General features: G+C 29.9%; 21 protein-coding genes. 1 reads left to right on the forward strand and 20 read right to left on the reverse strand.

The genetic code is table 11. The features are described from left to right. Positions 1-459: 459 nt before the first annotated feature. The 11 genes from V6137_RS13490 to V6137_RS13540 all read right to left on the reverse strand — a co-directional run bounded on the left by V6137_RS13490 (position 460) and on the right by V6137_RS13540 (position 11,852). Positions 460-1,122 carry a response regulator transcription factor gene (locus V6137_RS13490; RefSeq protein WP_425448472.1) on the reverse strand — a complete coding sequence of 221 codons (663 nt, stop codon included), beginning with the start codon at positions 1,120-1,122 and terminating at the stop codon, positions 460-462. Further along, entirely contained in the window at positions 1,091-2,302 is a 1,212-nt protein-coding gene (locus tag V6137_RS13495; protein WP_425448473.1) for a sensor histidine kinase, read from the reverse strand. The genes V6137_RS13490 and V6137_RS13495 overlap by 32 nt, the downstream gene beginning before the upstream one ends. A gap of 356 nt (positions 2,303-2,658) precedes the next feature. After that, positions 2,659-3,840, reverse strand: coding sequence for an ABC transporter permease (locus tag V6137_RS13500; protein WP_425448474.1), 1,182 nt, complete (start codon positions 3,838-3,840; stop codon positions 2,659-2,661). Further along, positions 3,797-5,182, reverse strand: a complete 1,386-nt coding sequence (locus tag V6137_RS13505) for an ABC transporter permease (RefSeq protein ID WP_425448475.1) — start codon at positions 5,180-5,182, stop codon at positions 3,797-3,799. The genes V6137_RS13500 and V6137_RS13505 overlap by 44 nt, the downstream gene beginning before the upstream one ends. Before the next feature lie 11 nt (positions 5,183-5,193). Continuing rightward, a complete protein-coding gene (locus tag V6137_RS13510) occupies positions 5,194-6,150 on the reverse strand; it encodes an ABC transporter ATP-binding protein (RefSeq protein ID WP_425448476.1) in 957 nt (318 codons plus the stop codon). Then, positions 6,131-7,114, reverse strand: coding sequence for a hypothetical protein (locus V6137_RS13515; protein WP_425448477.1), 984 nt, complete (start codon positions 7,112-7,114; stop codon positions 6,131-6,133). The genes V6137_RS13510 and V6137_RS13515 overlap by 20 nt, the downstream gene beginning before the upstream one ends. A gap of 269 nt (positions 7,115-7,383) precedes the next feature. Continuing rightward, positions 7,384-7,659 (reverse strand): PQ-loop domain-containing transporter, encoded by a 276-nt coding sequence (locus V6137_RS13520; protein WP_425448478.1) that lies wholly within the window; start codon positions 7,657-7,659, stop codon positions 7,384-7,386. A 172-nt stretch (positions 7,660-7,831) separates the two neighbouring features. Next, positions 7,832-8,482 (reverse strand): response regulator transcription factor, encoded by a 651-nt coding sequence (locus V6137_RS13525; RefSeq protein WP_425448479.1) that lies wholly within the window; start codon positions 8,480-8,482, stop codon positions 7,832-7,834. A gap of 282 nt (positions 8,483-8,764) precedes the next feature. After that, positions 8,765-9,619: a sensor histidine kinase gene (locus V6137_RS13530; RefSeq protein WP_425448480.1), complete on the reverse strand. Its 855-nt coding sequence runs from the start codon at positions 9,617-9,619 to the stop codon at positions 8,765-8,767. A gap of 360 nt (positions 9,620-9,979) precedes the next feature. After that, positions 9,980-10,558 (reverse strand): ArsR/SmtB family transcription factor, encoded by a 579-nt coding sequence (locus V6137_RS13535; RefSeq protein WP_425448481.1) that lies wholly within the window; start codon positions 10,556-10,558, stop codon positions 9,980-9,982. Between the two features lie 34 nt (positions 10,559-10,592). After that, entirely contained in the window at positions 10,593-11,852 is a 1,260-nt protein-coding gene (locus V6137_RS13540) for an MFS transporter (RefSeq protein WP_425448482.1), read from the reverse strand. Positions 11,853-12,127: 275 nt separating this feature from the next. Here V6137_RS13540 and V6137_RS13545 point away from each other — a divergent pair, with 275 nt between their 5' ends. After that, on the forward strand, positions 12,128-12,481 hold the full coding sequence (locus V6137_RS13545) for a hypothetical protein (protein WP_425448483.1): 354 nt from the start codon (positions 12,128-12,130) through the stop codon (positions 12,479-12,481). Between the two features lie 198 nt (positions 12,482-12,679). Here V6137_RS13545 and V6137_RS13550 read toward each other — a convergent pair whose 3' ends face one another. The 9 genes from V6137_RS13550 to V6137_RS13590 form a co-directional block, all read right to left on the reverse strand. Next, a complete protein-coding gene (locus tag V6137_RS13550) occupies positions 12,680-13,090 on the reverse strand; it encodes a hypothetical protein (RefSeq protein ID WP_425448484.1) in 411 nt (136 codons plus the stop codon). A 565-nt stretch (positions 13,091-13,655) separates the two neighbouring features. After that, the gene (locus V6137_RS13555; RefSeq protein WP_425448485.1) at positions 13,656-14,417 is read right to left on the reverse strand and encodes an ABC transporter permease subunit; all 762 of its coding nucleotides are present in this window, start codon (positions 14,415-14,417) and stop codon (positions 13,656-13,658) included. Continuing rightward, entirely contained in the window at positions 14,410-15,330 is a 921-nt protein-coding gene (locus tag V6137_RS13560) for an ABC transporter ATP-binding protein (RefSeq protein WP_425448486.1), read from the reverse strand. Before V6137_RS13560 ends, V6137_RS13555 begins: the two co-directional genes overlap by 8 nt. Position 15,331: 1 nt before the next feature. After that, positions 15,332-15,538, reverse strand: a complete 207-nt coding sequence (locus tag V6137_RS13565) for a PLD nuclease N-terminal domain-containing protein (protein WP_425448487.1) — start codon at positions 15,536-15,538, stop codon at positions 15,332-15,334. A 260-nt stretch (positions 15,539-15,798) separates the two neighbouring features. Further along, on the reverse strand, positions 15,799-16,077 hold the full coding sequence (locus V6137_RS13570; RefSeq protein WP_425448488.1) for a zinc-ribbon domain-containing protein: 279 nt from the start codon (positions 16,075-16,077) through the stop codon (positions 15,799-15,801). Then, positions 16,064-16,492: a hypothetical protein gene (locus V6137_RS13575; protein WP_425448489.1), complete on the reverse strand. Its 429-nt coding sequence runs from the start codon at positions 16,490-16,492 to the stop codon at positions 16,064-16,066. Before V6137_RS13575 ends, V6137_RS13570 begins: the two co-directional genes overlap by 14 nt. Continuing rightward, entirely contained in the window at positions 16,485-17,018 is a 534-nt protein-coding gene (gene sigY, locus V6137_RS13580; RefSeq protein ID WP_425448490.1) for an RNA polymerase sigma factor SigY, read from the reverse strand. Before sigY ends, V6137_RS13575 begins: the two co-directional genes overlap by 8 nt. A 257-nt stretch (positions 17,019-17,275) precedes the next feature. Next, positions 17,276-17,938 carry a hypothetical protein gene (locus V6137_RS13585; protein ID WP_425448491.1) on the reverse strand — a complete coding sequence of 221 codons (663 nt, stop codon included), beginning with the start codon at positions 17,936-17,938 and terminating at the stop codon, positions 17,276-17,278. 364 nt (positions 17,939-18,302) lie between these two features. After that, positions 18,303-19,250, reverse strand: coding sequence for a DMT family transporter (locus V6137_RS13590; RefSeq protein ID WP_425448492.1), 948 nt, complete (start codon positions 19,248-19,250; stop codon positions 18,303-18,305). Positions 19,251-19,481 lie beyond the last annotated feature (231 nt).

Below are 19,481 nucleotides of genomic sequence, written 5' to 3' on the forward strand. Positions count from 1 at the left end.
CAATTTTAAAAGCCTAAATTTGGCCATTGTTCGTGTTTTTCAAAGGTCTTTTTGTCGTGCATAAATTTAATATTAGAGAATTTAAATTTTTTCACTTAAATACTCTTGACTTTTACTAGCTGGTCTAGTTTTATTGGTTGAGGGATTACGAATCCCCCAACAACAGAAATTGGAGGGTTCCGTGGGCTTTGGGTGTTAGTTGGTTTTGGTTTTTAAATTAGCTTTATTTTCGTCTCTTTCCCGCCACTTTCAGGGCGGAGGACCGGGCATGCCCGGTCCCTACATCCCCAGTTGGGGGATTACGAATCCCCCAACAACAAAGTCTGTAGTGTTGAATTCATTCGACGATTTCCTTAACTTTCCACTCTCCTCTCTCAACTGTCCACTATCTTTTTATATTTCTTCTTTACCCACTCTTCTTTAATAAAAAAGGCACTAACATATGACTTTAGTCATATGTTAGTGCCTTTTTTTATTAACGTATAATGCCAACTGGGTTCTATTAGCTACATTAAGTTTACCCATTATTTTTGTTAAATGGTTCTTAACCGTCCCTTCTGTAATAAATAATTTTTGACTTATTTCTTTATTATTTTTTCCTTTCCCCACTAATATGGCTATTTCGGTTTCCCTCTTTGTTAACTCCTCATATTCTCCCTTTATCACCTTTAGATCTTCTTTACTTTCATTTTTGTCTTTGCTATTAAAGGCTTTAACAACCTTCGTTGCAACCTCTGGTTGTAATAATACATTCCCCCTGTACACTGTCTTTATTCCCTTTATTATCTCATCTGATTTTACATCCTTTAATATGTATCCATCGGCTCCATTTTTTAAGCCTTCAAATATGTACTGATCTTCATTAAATGTGGTGAGTATTATTATTTTTATATTAGGATATTTTTCTTTTATAAGCTTTGTAGCTTCTACTCCATCCATAATAGGCATTCTTATATCCATAAGAATCACATGGGGACTTTTATCTTTAAGGAATTTTAATGCTTCTTTACCATTTATACTTTCCCCTATTATTTCTATTTCATCACAGAGACCAAGCATCATACTAAGGCCTTCTCTGATTAAAGCTTGATCATCCACTAACATAACTTTTATCTTTTCCATCCTCTTCCCCCCTAAGTGGAATTTTTATATCTATTATAAATCCTTTATCTTTAATATTTTTATAATTTATATCACCATCTAATATTTCTATTCTTTTACACATTCCCTTTAGTCCATTACCTTCTTTTATATTATGGCATCCTAAGCCATTATCTTCTATTATTAATTTCAGTATATTATGATCTATTTCAATAGTTATATTAAATTGTGTTGCTTTCCCATGTTTTATACCATTGGTTAATCCCTCTTGAATAGATCTATATATGATATTTTTCATATCTGGAGATAACATTTCTATATCTTCATCTATATCATAATTAACCTTAATATTATCCGATATAGTTAAATTCTTTTTTAAATCATATAGAGAGTTAATAATATGATTATTAGTATTTTCCTTTAAGGCATAAACAGCTTTTCTTACTTCATTCATACTATTTCTAGCCAGATTTTCTGTCTTTTCAATCAATTCCTTAGTTTTCCCTTTATCCTTATCTATTATCTTCCCTGCAACCTCTAGATGCATTATAAGGGCTGTCAAATTATGTCCTATAGAATCGTGTATTTCCTGGGAAACCCTGTTCCTTTCCTTAGATATAGTCAGTTCTTCTACTTTCTTTGAATACTCTTCAAGTTTATCATAGGCTTCCTTTAATTCTTTATTTAACTTTTGACTTTTTCGTCTTTCTGTAATTTGAAAGCGTAGATAAAGTAAACTGATTAATATAAATGCTATAAATATCAAATACTGAATATAGTCTGCTAAATTATAATACAACCCTTTCCAAAACTCTAATGTTATAATACCTTTTAATATTTTAGGATGAATAGGATATATCATAAATAAAAGCATTTGCAATATTACTAAGTTTTTATTTATTTCATAGGGAAGTACGATTATCTCATAGAAAATAATAAACATATATGCTTGGGTATAGCCCCTATCAAAATAGGCTAACATAAAAGCCCCTATTGTAGATATTAATAATGATATATAATACCTGTCTTTATATTTATAAAAAAACCTATATCTTAAATTATCATTTAACAATATTATAAAAAAAAGCCCTAAATATATAGCTAAATTAGATTTTAATTTATATTTAGATATAATGTCAAAAAATATTGCAATTAGAGCCCCAACTCTAAGGTATTCACTGTACTTTTCAATTTTATCCATATCATCCCTCCCTTTGTTATAATTTTAATTTATAATTGGTGAATTGTAAATTAAAAATACAGGGACTAAATATATTTAGTCCCTGTATTTTTAGTTTGTCGAAGGGGTGCCTTCGGAATTGTTAATTGTTAATTTTGGTGTGTCAAAAGTTTTTGCCTTAGACCTGCCTTCGGAATTTTTAAATTGTAAATTTCTCTTAGTTGCTAGGGGATTGGCAATCTCTCAGTTTTCCACCTTTACCAGTTTTATTGGTTGGAGGATTGCGAATCCCCCAACAACGAAATCCATAGGGACAAGGCATGCCTTGCCCCTCACCTCTTCCCTCTGTGGAAGAGCTACCCATTCTTCTTTAATAGCTACCCATTTCTCTTTAATCCAACAAGTCTAACACCTATTCCAAAGAATACAGCTCCCATTGCCACTAATACAATAGTTGGCAATATAACTGTTTCAAAACTAAATCCGTACCCATACATTGCCATCTTTTCTATTCCTTCAATTGCCCATTTTTGAGGTGTAATATTTGAAAGGACTAATATTATTTTAGAATCAACGGCTTCTATAGGCCAAAAACACCCTCCAAGCATAGCTGTACTTGTTAACACTATAGGTGTTATGGCTGATAATTGACCATGATTTTTTACAACTCCAGATAACAATAGTCCAAGGGACGTTACTGCAAATACAAAGGCTATTATTATTAGTAGTACTCCTATCATACTAGGGCCCATATCTACTCCCAGCATATATTTTCCTCCCATAATTAAAATAGCTATTTGAAGAAATCCTAATATAAAACTAACTACTAGATTTCCACCTAATATTGATGTTTTTGATATAGGGGATATCAATATTCTTTGCCAAGTATTATACTTTCTATCCTGAAGTATTTCCCCTACTGAAAATACAATACTATACATTGTAAAGAATAGAGTAAACCCTATAAGACCATGTTTTACTTGATCATACTTATTATTACCTGCATCTAATATAGTTCTTTTTACCTTTATTGGAACCCTATACTTCCAAGCTTCCATCGTTTTATCATACATACTATCAAAAATTTCTTTTTCACCTTTATTTATATACTGAGTTATATAATCAGTTGCATCTTTTGATATATTGATATTAGTAATCATTTTAGTGGTTATTGATGACACCATATTTTCTATAGTCATGGTATACTGATCTTCCTTTAATTTTGCTATACCTATTGAGGGGTTTATTCCCTTCTTTATATCATTTTGTAACCCTTTATCAATTATTACAGCTGAATTAGCATTATTATTTTCTATTGCTTCAATAGCTTTAACCTTTTCTGATACCTTATATTTAAATCCATTGTTATCTTTTAATTCTTTTATTAGCATATTGGAATACTCACTATTATCATTATCAACTATTAAAACCGTTGGTTTATAGCTACTATCTAAACCTCCAACCACTAATGTAAAGGCAAAGGCCATTATCATCATTAATAAATATATAAAGTAATCACGCTTTAATTTCTGAAGTCTCAGCATCATTATGCTTAACATACATAGCCCCTCCCTTTTCTCTTAATATTAACACTCCTATTGTTGTAAATACTATTCCCATAGCAACTAAACCTATTATAGCTGTAAATATTTCTTCTATATTATAACCCATCATTATATTTTGATATGCCTTTAAAGCCAGACCATTTGGAGTAAGACTACTTGCCTTTTTAAATATCTCTGGAAACATATCTAGAGGTACAAAACTACCACCTAAAAATGCCATACCATGTATTATTCCTGCAGTAAATACATCTGATGCCTTATAGTTTCCTGTCTTATATGTCAGTGCCATTATTATCATTCCAAGTCCAGCTATGGCAAATGCCGATAGTACTCCTATTAGTAAAACAAGTTTTATATTTCCCCAGTCTACTTTAAGAACAAAGGAACTAAAAACAATTAAAACTATAATTTGTATACATGCATATGTGAATATTGTAAAGAACTTTCCAATGGTTATCTGAAGTTTTGAAACCCCTGCCATAACCATCCTTTGATATGTTTTATTATCCCGCTCTTCAAGGAGTAACCTTCCTCCGTTTCCAGCAGCGAATAATATAAACATAACTGTCATAGCAGCAGCATAATATTGATAACTGCTTATTTGCTTCTTACCGTTTACTTTTATACCTTCCAATTCCAACCTATAATTTTCAATATTTTCTGTCATTTTTTCCATTATATTTGCCATATCATCAAATATTTTATTTTCTATCCCCTCTTCCATGGCAGTTTCTATTAGGACGTTCTTCCCTATTATTATTGAAGATACCCTATCTGAAAAACCTGATACTATTTCTTCTACTATCTGACTTTTTATATTTTCATTAGGATTACCTATAACCTTTATATCCACCTTATTTCTAAAGGGCATTAAAAAGTTCATATACATATCAAATACAAAATCCTCTGGGAGTACAACCATGGCAGATATTTCATCGTTATCTATTGCTTCTATTGCCTCTTCTTTTGTCATAATTTTATAATTAATTATTTTTTTAACTTCTTCACTATTTAAAAAGTCATCAATAAACATATTTTCAAAGTTTAATTTATCTAAATCGGTTTCTAAATTATTGAAATCTTCATTTTTCATGTTTCCTGAAATTAAATCACTATTTAAATACTCTTTGAATTTTTCAGTACCAACATTCTCTTTATATTCCTTTACCAAGGCTATGTCTACTTCTATATCACCGTCTCCTCCCATCATACTCCCTCCAAGGGCTGTTCCTAGTATAGAGATTAGTATTATTGGCATTATTAAAGTCAACCCTATAGCCTTTTTATCACTTAGCATAACCTTCAGATCTTTTATAATTATATCCATTGCCTGCATATATTCACCTCCTAGTCTCTTAAGGCTCTACCGGTTAAGTGTAAAAATACTGATTCAAGATTAGGCTTTTTAACATCTATAGATAAGATATTACTATTCGTTTCACTTACCTTTTCTATAATACCTTTAAATATATCATCATCATTTTTAGTAGAAACAATTATCTCATCATCAATATTTTCTATAGCTTCTATATGTTTTACTTCTTTTATTTTATTTATAAGTTTTTCGTTTATATTATCAAACTTAAGACTTATCTTTTTTTGTCCCTTAACTATATTTATTAATTCATCCTTACTTCCTGATGCTATAACTTCTCCTTTATCCATAATACTTATTTTGGAACATAAATACTCAACTTCCTCCATATAGTGACTTGTATATATTATGGTCATGCCCTCTTTGTTTAACTTAAGAACTGTATCTAGTATATGATTTCTTGATTGGGGATCTATTCCTACAGTGGGTTCATCCATTATAAGTAGTTCCGGTTTATGAAGTAGCGCTGCCCCTATATTTATTCTTCTTTTCATTCCCCCAGAATACTTTTCTATTTTATCTTTAAGTCTATCGGTAACCCCTATTATTTGTGATATTTCATCAATTCTAGATTTTAATTCCTTTCCCCTAAGCCCATAGGAGTGTCCCCAGAATTTAAGGTTTTCATACCCTGATAATGTTGGGTATAGAGCTATCTCTTGGGGTACTACTCCTAGTTTCTGCTGTATAGCCTTTGGATTTTTTACTATATCTTGTTTATTAAAATATATCTCTCCCTCAGTAGGTTTTATCAGTGTAGATATCATTGATATAGTTGTGGACTTCCCTGCACCGTTTGGTCCTAAGAGTCCAAAAACCTCTCCCTTTCTCACTGAAAAATCAATACCGTTAACCGCATTTACCTTCTTAAAAGACTTTTTTAAATTTTTCACTTCTAATAATGCCATATTATCTACTCTCCTCTCCATTATTAAATATATCTTCAAATATAACAGGTATTCCCTGGTCCGCATCTTCTATTTCTAAAGTATTACTTTCATTTAGTTCTGGAAATACAAATTGCTGTTCCTTCTCTATATCCCATCGTTTGCTATTGAATATAAACTTATTTCCCTTCAATCTTCCATTATTTTTATATATTAGTCCAAATTCAAGGTCTGTTTTTACAATATAGTCATCTATATCTATATATGTGTCGTATTTAAAATCTTCTATACTGACTGTTTCTAGATATTCTTCAATATACTTAGCTATTTCTGTTGGATTAGTATTTTCCTTTCCTCCAATACGTATATATTTACTAAGCTCCCCTATAAGCTCTGGATTTTCTAAAATAATATCTACAGTTTCATTTACCAATGTATTCAATTTATTGTTGTCTAAAGTTATGGAATAGTGGGTGGCCTTTACTGTTCCGTCCTCAGTATCCAACAATGCTTTTTCTCCTGATACCACATTTTCCTCCTTTAGAGCATTGAGCCATTTGTCCCTTATCCTTTCAATTAACTTTTCGTCAATTTCTAAGCCTTCAGTATATTCTTTTCCCTGTTCTATTTGATTTAGATTCAAATACTTACCTAATATAGGCATCTTTAGAAAAAGATTTTCTCCATTCATATAAAATATAGAGTCAAACCCCATTCCCCCAAAATTAAAATAATTTCTAGATATAACTTGGTTATTTTTGTAATCATGCTTTAGGTTCATTGTCATTTCAATTTCTTTAATGTAATTTAACTCCTTTATTTCTTCCTTTGGTAAACCTTCGGTGTCAAACTTATTTTCTATAACCACGTTATACAAGGCCTTTCCCTTTGCTACATCACCTGTATTTATACTAGCTTCTTTATAGGTATTATAATTTCCTTTATCACATCCAAACAAATTAGCAAACAATAGTATAATTAAGGTGATTAATAATAATTTTTTCATTATATACCTCCTCTACTGATTTTATATTTATATTATATTAGTTTCTAGTTAATTTTTCTTGTATAGTTTGGCATATGTTTTTATTTAAAACTATGACTTTTTGCACTTTATTTTTTATGGAACAAAAACACCTTCAGTGATTTTTGTTGGTGCAAAGTACAAAATGCAGGGAACAGGGGGTTGAGTTACACTATATTGTGAAGTAATATTTAATATGTCAAGACCCGATATAAGGGAATTTATGCCTTAAAAAAGCCAATCTATACAGATTAGCTTTTTTCACATTGATTTTTGCTCATTTTACTATTTCTTATATACAATATCAAATCAGTACTCACCATAAGAAAGTTTAACATATATAAAAATATTACATTATCGTAGTGATAAATTTTTTTATGTAGTATTCCTGCAACATATCCCATAAGTAGTATAACTAAAAATATGGGACTTTTTCCTTCCACTGATTTTGATTTGTATGACTTATAAATGGAAAATGGCCATGCTGCTCCAAAACATAATAACATTATAATCTCAAAAATACTCATATTTTTCTCCTCCTTAGTATACAGTATAGAAATGAAGGCTTTCAATAGATTCCAATCTATTGTTAAGTTGGGGGATTACGAATCCCCCAACAACGCAGGATATCCCTCAATAACTTGGTATACCCCTCAATAACTTAGTGTTAAGTCTTTTATTGATATATAACTTTATTAATTAACTTAAGCCATTTTTTACTGAAAATATGGCAAGTTGAGTTCTATCTCTTAAATCTAATTTATTAAGAATATTAGTTATATGGTTTTTAATGGTACCATTACTTAGATAAAGTTCCTTGGCTATTTCTTTATTATTTTTTCCTTCTCCTAGAAGCCTACATATATCCTTTTCCCGTTTTGTTAGAATATTTATCCTATCATCAACAGAGTTTGATATAGTTTCATTTGCCATCTGGGAAAATTTATTTATTACTTTAGTTGCAATATTAGGTTGTATAAGGGAGCCTCCATCGTATACTGTTCTTATGGCATTTAATATTTCATTTGGACTTGCATCCTTCAATAGATAACCAGATGCTCCATATTTAAGGGCATCATAAATATATTCATCATCATTAAACGTGGTTAGTACCAGTACTTTTATATGGGGAAAATCCCTTTTTATAATTTTTGTGGCTTCCACTCCATTCATATTGGGCATTTTTATATCCATTAAAACTACATCTGGAATGGTATCTTTACATATATCATATGTCTCCTGGCCGTCTTTAGCTAGCCCAGATATTTTTATATCTTCTTCTTTACCGAGTATCATACTAAGTCCTTGTTTTAATATATCTTGATCATCAGCTATGACAACCTTTATCACCTATTATCACCTCCGGGTATGTCCAGTTGGGGGATTACGAATCCCCCAACAACATCGGCGAATCCCCCAACAACATCGGGGAATCCCTCAACAACATAAGTCAAAGAATTTCTTAAAAGCATGGATCAATAAATCTCTTAAAAGCATGGAGCAATGAATTTCTTAAAAGCATGGATCAATGAATCTCTTAAAAGCATAGGTCAATGAATCTCTTAACAGCATAGGTCAATGAATCTCTTAAAAGCATAAGTCGATAAATTTCTTAACAACTGAGTTGTAACCTTACAATAAAGGTAAACATCCCTCTATAATAAAACCTTGTTTAGAACTAAACTTAACTTGTCCCTTTACATCAGTTATCCTTTCCTTCATTCCCTTAAGTCCATGTCCCTTGTTAATAAACTCACATCCCTTACCATTATCCCTAATGAAAAACTCTATTTTATCTTCTAAATATATTAGCTCAATAATAACATTAGATGCACATCCGTGTCTAACTGAGTTTGTTAGTGCCTCTTGGATAGTACGATATATAACTATATTTATTGATGGTCTGGTTTTTACTACTTTTCCTTTGACATTTAGTTTAATATTTACTTTAGTTTTATTTGAAAAGTCATCAATAAGTTTTTCTATAGAATTTAAACCAACCGATATATTATCATGATTTTTTAATGTTTCTACAACTTCTCTAATCTTTTTTAATCCATCTCTCATAGAAATTATAGACTTTGATATTAATTCCTTTGAGCCTTTACTATCTTCCTCTAGTAAATGATAAGCCATTTCCATTTCCATTATAGTTCCAGTTATACTGTGTCCCAATGTATCATGTAAGTCCCTAGCTATTCTATTCCTTTCCTTTACAATAGTCAACTTCTCTATCTCATTTGCATATTCCCTTAACTCTCTATGGGCCTTCAATAATTCTTTATAAAGCTCTTCTTTATCTTCCTTTTCGCTTTTATAATATTGAGACAAATTAGTAACCACTAGCACAAAAGTATTTATTAATGTAAAGAATGCCATTTCTGATATATTCTTAAGATTAGGTCTATAATATATAAGGGTTAAATACTTTATAAGGGATATAATAACTGTTGTTATTCCTATGTAAATACTGCTTCTTTTATTCAAAAAGAGGCTAATCTCTAACAATACTACTATATAAAAAGAATGAAAAAAGTAATTTATTAAAAATCTAGAATTATGCTCTAAAAAATATATAAGCATTATATCTAGAATAAAACTAAGTTTATATAATTTTTTATTTTTAAATAAAAAATTTCTTAATAAACCTACTATGATATAGAAAACAAAAATTATAGTTAAATTTAATAATCTACTACTCTGGGCATTTTCAAAATATATTCCACCATAAAATATTGTTGAAAGTATAATTAATTTTAATATAATAAAAATTTTCAATTTATTATTATTCATATCATTTATCAGTCCTAACAATTTATATGACTTTTAATCAGACTACAGATTGTTTTAATCATCTTCATCAATTTCAAACAATGCTCTAAAAAAATGATATACCTTTTTATTTGAAGGGCCCTTGTTTTGATGTTTTTCCACAAACTTATCTATATATTCTAGAAACTCCTCATGTTCTTTATCAGTTAAATATATCTCTGTTCCTCCTACTACTCCTGAACTAGATTTTAATTCCCCTTTTTTAGTATTTCTATATTTGTCAAAACTTCTCACTACGTATTCTTTACTATTATCATATATATTTGCTATCATCTTTTGACTTTCATTTAACATAACATTTCTAATAGAATTATCTATCTCTTTATTATTTATTTGAAAATCTCCTGCAGTTGGCTTGTAATATTTAGCTATTATTCCATTTACCTCTTTTGTATGGGACAATTCTAATATTCCTGCCTTTTCTAATTTTTTAACATGATAATGAACCTTAGCTGGAGTCTGCTCCATCTTATCCGCTATCTGTTTTACTGTAGCAGGCTCATTTAATCTATGATAATGGGACAATATTTTTAGTCTATAGGGATCAGAGAATGCTTTTATCTCTTCTTCTGTTGTTAATATTTTTGTTTTCAAGTTTTATCACCTCTATCCCTATTATACACAACTTTTATTCATTTCGGAAATTGATATTTAATAGTGGTAATAATGATGCTATCATTATTGAAACCCCCATAATTAAAAATAAATGTTCCATTTTAATTGCTTCAGATAATGCTCCTGACAATCCGCCCCCTAAAGGCATGGCAGCGCTTGTTAACATTCCCAATAGAGCACTTATTCTCCCTATTTTTTCCCTAGGAACTTTAGATAACATGTAAGCCGAAAGAGGTGATGTGGTAATAGGCATGATCATTCCAAACATAAAAAATATTATTGTAGCAAAAAGTAGTGGGGATATTAAAGTAAAGTTTATTAGAGCAGGTAAACTAAACAATGCATAACAAACCCCTAAAAGACTCATTCCAAAAGAAATAAGATAACCCTTCTTAAATTTCGACCCAACCTGGGCAGTAATAACTCCTCCTAATATCACCCCGATTGGAAAGGCTAAATTCATTATGCTATATCCCTTAGGTCCAATATGCAAAATATCTGTAGCATAGGCTGGTAATAATACATTAAAAGGAGTTAAACAAAAATTTATAAAGGAAAAAAGTAATACCGCAATCAATACCACTGGTATCTCCTTCATTACTTTAAATCCCTCAATTAATTCTATAAAATAGCTTTTAACATTTAAAGATTTATTGTCTGTTGTTTCTTCCTTAATTTTTATATTAAAAATAGTAAAGGCAGAAATGAAAAATGTTAATCCATCAATAAATATTGCCCCTGAAAACCCGGCTAAGGCAATTATAAATCCAGCTATTCCAAGTCCCGCAATTTCTGCAAAGGAACTTATAGATTGAGAAATTGAACTGGCTGATAAAAATAGTTTCTTTGGTAGTAAAAATGGGATTAATGACATTTTAGCAGGTCTAGCAAAGGATTCAAATGTGGAGTTCATAAAAGTAAACATATATAAATGCCAAGGTAATAGTCTATTGGTTAGCAATAAAAATGCTGTTAACGACACCATTACTCCCCTTCCTATATCACAAATAACTATTCCCTTTATCTTTGATACCCTGTCAGCCAATACTCCAGCAAAAGGGCTAAATATTATAGAAGGAATACAATTTACTATGTATAATGTACCAAGTAATAACTTTGACCCTGTCAAGTGATATACCATAAGAGAGTAAGCAACCGTATCAATAGAATCCCCAAATCTAGATATAAATCTAGCAAATAAAACCATTATATATTTTTTGTGTCCTAATAAATCTTTAATTGTTATCTTTTCTTTTTTTATATTAGCTTCCATTAAAAAACCTCCATCATTAAAATATTTTTAACGTTAATATTATTTTAATGATTCTTTTTTATTATGTCAATGTTTTTTTCTGAGTTTTTTATTTAAAAAGGAAAACTTATTATTTTTATATAAATATTAGAACTTATATTTTCCCACCAAAAAGATAAAAATAATTTTGTAAGTTAATAAACTTACAGTTTGGTTATTGGGGATTACGAATCCCCAATAACCAAACCTTTGTAGGTTAAAAAGCTTACAAAATAAATCATATCGGAGGTTATTTGATGAACAATTATTCTAATATGTCTGGTCAAAATAATTTTGATGTAAGAGCATATGAGATTGCCGAAGCTAGAAGAAGAATGGGATTAACAAATAACTATAGTAGTACTATGACAAGTTCAACTAATGGTGCTATGTCAACTAATATGGGTATGTCAAGTAGTACTACTACACCTACTGGTAATACAATGTCAAATAATACTACTATGTCAAGTCCTATGATAAGTTATAATACTACTGGAACCATCGGTACTGTTCCATCTTTAATGGAATCCCAATCTATAGATTATAGTGAAATTCAAAAAGCAAGGCAAAAAATGAATCAAGGTTCGTCAACAAGTTCTCTGATAAGATAGGCAAAAGCGGCCCTTTGGGCCGCTTTTGAATTGTAAATTAGCTGGGGGATTACGAATCCCCCAGCAACTAAATAAAGTAATCTTCGAATTAATTCGAAGCTAAAAATAATCTTTGAATTAATTCGAAGCTATGTGTATTTAGCTATAGGCAATAAACCTATTTGCTTACTTTGCCTAAAGCTACTAGCAAATTATATCTTAATAATATCCGTATCCTGGGCCATAACCATACCCTGGACCATAACCATATCCTGGTCTATAACCGTATCCAGGCCTATACCTAGGATATCTTCTTCTTCTGAATAATTCTTGTAATAATATTATTCCTGTTATATCCCTCAATAGTCTTCTTCTACTATAGTAAGGTCTCTGTTCTGCTGATACATTCTTTGACATTCCTCTTCTATTATCATAAGGGTCTTCTCCTAATTCTGGACATTCTTTTATCATCTTCTCACAAACTTCATCTACCATTTTTTCATAGTCTTCCTCATCACATTCATAATACTCTGGCATTTCATAGGTATGTCTATCTATACAATCCATTACTTTAGGATGTACTCTATAATATAATTCTGGATAAGGCATATTATTATATTGATAATCCATAAAAAAACCTCCCTCTATTAAATATAATATTTTTATGCAATATTATATTATGAATTTAGGAAGGTTTTTGACACAATTGCCGAAGAGTTTGCCTTCGGAATTGTTAATTGTAAATTTTAAATTATAAATTGGGGTTGTTTTATAGTTTTTGGTTGTTAGTTGTTTTTATTCTTTTAATTGGTTTTATTTTCGGCTCTTTTCCGCCACTTTCAGGGCGGGGGACTGAATATATTCAGTCCCTACATCTTTGGTTGGTGGATTACGAATCCCCCAACACCGAAAGCCGTAATGGGGAATATACGTAGTGTGGAATTCATTCCACGGTTTCCTTTAATTCTTCAATTAAAAATTTCCGGAGAATGAATTCTCCTCTACGTTTCAAAAAAGTGTTTTATGGTTGCCCCTTGGACAGGGCATGCCCTGTCCCTACATATGAGGAGGCATAGTTCCGTCTCCTTACACTTCTTCTTTCTTCTTTACACTTTCCTCTTTAATAATAGTAGCTTCGACTTCAGTCGAAGGTTTCCTTCTTTATTCTTTATTCTCTATTCTTTATTCTCTGCTTCTATAAAGCTTCTACTCTCTTCATTCTATATATAGTCAATATATTAAAAACTACTATATAAACAAAAGTGACTCCAAAACTAATCCACGGTATACCACCACTTTGATCTAACATATTTGCATGTGTTACTAAATTATATGGTAAAAATTCACTAATTGAATTTATTTTATAAAATAAAGGCATAGTAAATATTATAGCTAAAGTTAAGAATCCTGCGATTAGCCCTTTTTTTACTAAACTACTTAATAATACTATCAAAGATATATTAAATATATAATAACTAGAAAATAATAAAGCTCCTTTCATTACTTGCAAATAGTCAATAACATCTTTACTAAATAATATTTTTGAATAATAATAATTAATTGAAAAACCTATAAACATAAATATAGGAATAACTAAACTATAGTTTATAGTCTTTGCTAGAACCATTCCAGTCTTTGATACTCCTTTAGAATAGGGAAAGGCTAAAGTCTGTCCCTTAACTTCATCTGCTAATATTCCCATCAATGATAAAGCTAGAACTATATTAACTATTTGAAATAAATCCTTCATATAATTTTGTACTGCCATTTTTTGTGTCATTTCTATAGAAGCCACTATATTCATTGAAACCTGATTTTCTAGTATTTTAGGTAACATTTTAAGCATTAAAGGGTCAAGTATGGCAAATAGTACTATGCTTACTCCTATTATTAAATATTTATAACTTCTTATGCCCTCTATTATCTCTTTTTTTAAATAAGCTTTAAAACTATTCATTTCCCTTCACCACCTTCATAAATATTTCCTCTAGGTTATTTTTTCTTAAGTTATAGGATATAACTGGATTATCAAATTGTGATATGATTTTAAGTAGTTTACTACCTGCTATATCACTATTATTTACATAAACACTTATCATGTTTTTATCTACATTTATTTTATCTATCCATTTATTTTTATTAAGCTCTGCTATATCGCTATTAAATTCTTTTTTAAATTCAATATCATATACCGGTGAAATATATTTATTGGTTATCTCTTCTAAACTTCCCTTCAAAGTAATTTTTTTATCATTTAATATAGCAACCTCATCACATACCCTTTCCACATCATTTAATATATGGGTTGATAAAAATACAGTAATATTTTCATCCTTTAATCTTTTGATTATATTAAGCATATCTTTTCTACCTTCAGGGTCTAATGCAGATGATGGCTCATCTAAAAAAATTATATTTGGATTGTTATATACAGCTACAGCCAAACCAAGTCTCTGCCTCATCCCCCTTGAGTATCCTCCAACTTTTCTATTAGCTGCTTTTTTTAAATCCACCTCTTCTAATAATTTCTCAGTTCTAGTTTTTATATCTTTTTTACTATATCCAATAACTTCGCCTATAAAGTTTAAATATTCAAATCCCGTCATATAGGGATAAAACTTAGGATCTTCAGGCAGATATCCTATCTTCTTCATTATTTCTTTTTTATTTTTTGTCATACTCATACCATCTATCTCTATATGACCTTTATTATAATCTATTAATCCTGTTAGAATGTTCATTGTAGTTGACTTGCCTACCCCATTATGACCTAAAAACCCATATATTTTTCCATCTTCTACTTGAAAATCTATACCATCTAAAACTTTGTATTCTCTATAGCTTTTATGCAAGTTTGTAACTTTTATCATGTTAATACCTCCTTCTGCCAAATAGCAAATACCCAATAGGTCCAAATGTTGAGACCAATAATACAATTAATAACCATATTGGTTTTGATAAACTCCTAACTCCTTTTCTAAATATTAAAGTGATACAAAGTATTTTAAGACCAAACTCTAAAATAATTAGTGGTAACAAAAGTTTTATTATTTCCATAGTTGTTAACCCTTCAAACATAATATATTTCTCCTTTCTTTTTCGATTTCATTAATATAACGTATAACTCTTCAAAAAGTTCATAACAAAGTCACCTTCGGTTCTACTTTGTTATGTGGAGAATACAAACATTTCTTAATAAACTGTGGGATTACGAATCCCCCAGCAACTGGATTTTATTATTGTTATATATTATATGGCTTTAAAATCCTCCTGAATATATTCAGGACCTACATAAAGAACCGTTTAATAAAAAAAGAAAATTAAAATGACTTTTCATCTTAATTTTCTTCCACTGGCTCTCCACAGTATGAGCAATATTTAGAATTAAGTTTTATATTTTTTCTACAGTTGGGACACTCCTTAGTTTTAAATATAATTCGAGTTACAATTAGATAGATTATTAGATTACTAGGGACATTTAACAACCCAAATATTCCCCACAACCATTTGTTTTCTCCTCTTTTAGATGCATCATAAAATATCCAGCTAGCCTGTATAAGCAATAGTGTGGCAATTCCTCCCCAAATTAATGGATGGATAACTCTAAGTTCTTCCATGGTAATTCTCCTTCCTACTTCTTATCTTAATTATAAATAACATTATTATAGGAGATATTAAATAAGATGTTGTCTGAAGTAGTAATATTTCTCTGCCATATCCCATCAATGCCAATAATACTCCTATGGCAAGTATTATACTACTTAAAATAATAAAGGAAATAAGACTTAATATATTCTTTCGTTTATTATTAATTACATCAACTTGTTTAAATACAGCATTTACTTTTTCATACTCTATTGGTATATCTTCGTCAAATATATCTAACTCCTCTCTTACTTGGTTTAATTCTTCCCAATACTTCATACATTGACTACAGTTATTAATATGACATTTTATCTCTTCAGTCATTTTATCTTCACCATAAAAAATGTCTATAAGTTTACTTTTATATTTATCACAGTTATTACCCATTATCATCCACTCCTTTCATTTGGAGTTTTATCTTTTCTATACAATAATGAAGTCTTGATCTAACCGTTCCAACTGGACATTCCATAATATCTGAAATTTCTTTATAACTATAACCATAATAATGTTTTAATATAAATACCTGCCTCTTTTCTTCCGGTAGCCCATTCAATATGGATTTTACTTTTTCTACTTCAGTTTTATTTATTATAAATTCTTCTAAATTTTTTGCATCGGTTAAATTTTTATCTTCATCTCTAAAAGTTATTCTCTTATCCTTTCTTAGTTTATCACGATATAAATTTTTAGCAATAGTAATAAGCCATGTGGAAAATTTACCGGTAGATTTATACTTTTTTATGTTAATTATAGCCTTCATCATTGTTTCTTGAGTTATATCATCGGCTATTGTCTCATCTAAAGTTAATTTAATTAAATATCCCTTTAATATAGAGTAATTGCTCCTTAAAAGCTTTTCCATGGCATCCTTGTTTCCTTTTTTTGCTTTTTTAATTAATTTTTCTTCCAAGAGCAACCCTCCCTTCATTAATATAACGGATAAGTTATCAAAAAGTTCATTTTTTATATTACGGAGATTTCATTATCCTCTAGGTTTCAAAAGGACATTTTATAATTGTCTTAGGGACAGGGCATGCCCTGTCCCTACATCTTTATATTTCTTCTTTCTTCTTTACCCATTCTTCTTTAATTAAACATAGCTTCGACTTCAGTCGAAGGTTTCCTTATCTATTCTTTATTCTCTATTTTTTATTTTTTAGTTTTTTATTAAGATTTTTCATTTAAAATAAGTCCACTATAATCTATGCTTTCCATACTATCGTATTCCCTATCAAAGTATTCTTTTCCAGGCCCTTTTATACTTTTAAAACCTTTATATAACCTTTTAATCATTATTCTTATTGGTTTTAATAACTCCTTCATCCTCTCTTTATCCAAATTAGACATATTATTCATAAATATAGTTTCATTTATATTTAGTTCCTTTTCCCTATTTTTTTCTATACCTATATTATTTAAGTCTTTCTCAAAATCTAATATAATATTATTTATTCTAACTGCATGATCAGTATGTAAATGCTTATCAAACTTTTCTAAAGCTATAATTGCTTTATTGTATTTATCTATTAATTCCCTCATGTTTTCCAGTGCCCATTCTTTATTTTCCTCAATATTTTTTATCGCCTTTTCAAGATTCCTCTCATGATGATAGAATTTTCTGTATTCTTCAGTCAATTTTTCTAGTTTATCATAAAATTCATCGGATGCAATAAGATGATTTACCGATGAATACCCCACATTATTTTCGACTCTATTTACCGGTTCAACAGGTCCTATATTTCCAGTATTACTTACACTTCTTGTTCTATCTACATAACTGTTTCTATATCTATGTTTCCCCATGGAAGATGTCTTTTTTATTTTAGCCATTTTTATCACCTCTCTACATATATACCCCCAATCTTTATAATTAAGAATTAATTACAAAGTCAGGAACAAGTTTGGGATTAATTATTTATATTATTATATATCGGTGATAATAGATTAAATAATTAATAATTAAGGTGCTGAGTGTACTCAGCACCTTAATTATTAATTGGGAGATTTTAAATCCCCCAATAACAGAATCTATATCGAAGAGTGAATTCTCCCTATATCTTTCACAGTAATATTTCTTCTTTCTTCTTTCTTCTTTACCCATTCTTCTTTAATACGTCACTACATAATTTAATTTTGCGACTGTAAGGAGTAAAATCACCTTATCTATTCTTTATTCTCTATTCTTTATTCTCTATTATTTATTCTTTGTATCTATAAGTTTTTTCCTTTTATAGTTAACAGCTATTATTCCAACAGAAACTAATAATAAGGCTATAACCATATAGCTTGTTAATTTCTCTCCCGGTAAAAATATTACTGATAACAATGATCCCGATACCGGTACAATAAATTTATATAAACTTATCTCTCCAGCTTTATTATATTTGAGTAATGTATACCATAAAGAAAAGGCGGTGGCTGATAAAAATGCTGCATAAAATAGTAATCCCCAAGCCTTGGGTGTAAATGTCATAGCATCTGGGCTAAGTCTTGGGTATCCAATTAATAATAGAACTAAAGAACCTAAGAACATTTGCCATCCAGTTACTAAAAATGGATGAACCCCTTTAGATATCCTCTTAGCAAGTATTGTTCCAAATGCACTAACAAGGCCTGCCATAATTAAAAATCCTTCTCCCATAAGGGAAAATTCTAAATTGAAACCACCTTTCCCTATATTAACCAAGAAAATTCCTAAAAATCCCGAAATAAGTCCTACCACTTTTTTCAGATTCATCTTATCATCATGATATACAAAATGGGCCAATAAAACCACAAAAAAAGTTCCTATTGATGCCAATATAGCTCCCTTTATTCCCGTTGTATTTGCAAGGCCATTATAGAAGAAGAAATATTGTAGACTTGTTTGTAATAATCCTAAACCAAAAAGCTCTAATAATACCTTTCCCTTTACTTTTAATGAATGCTTAATAAAAAATACCAGTACTATGAATAATAATATTGAAGCTATAAAAAACCTCATACCCGCAAATACCACCTTAGCATTTAAATCTCCAGCCTCCATTCCAAGTTCAATATAACTTGTTTTTAAAACAGGAAAAGCACTTCCCCATAATACACAACATATAAGGGCTATAATTACTACTGTAATTTTATTAGTAAAAAGTTTTTCTGTATCCATTGCTATCACCACCATTTCTCCATATTAAATTTTATGACCACCAAACGGACAGGGCTTCCCCTGTCCCTACGTTTTTTTATTTATTCTTTCTTCTTTACCAATTCTTCTTTAATAATCGTAGGGTCTTGGCATGCCCAGACCGACTTTGATGCCATAGGTTTCTAGTTGCACCTTCCCCACCTCTTCATACGGCAGGGGCCTGAATATATTCAGGCCCTACAGATAGTTTAT

The organism is Dethiothermospora halolimnae, from assembly GCF_037577855.1.
Classification (GTDB): domain Bacteria; phylum Bacillota; class Clostridia; order Tissierellales; family VENL01; genus Dethiothermospora; species Dethiothermospora halolimnae.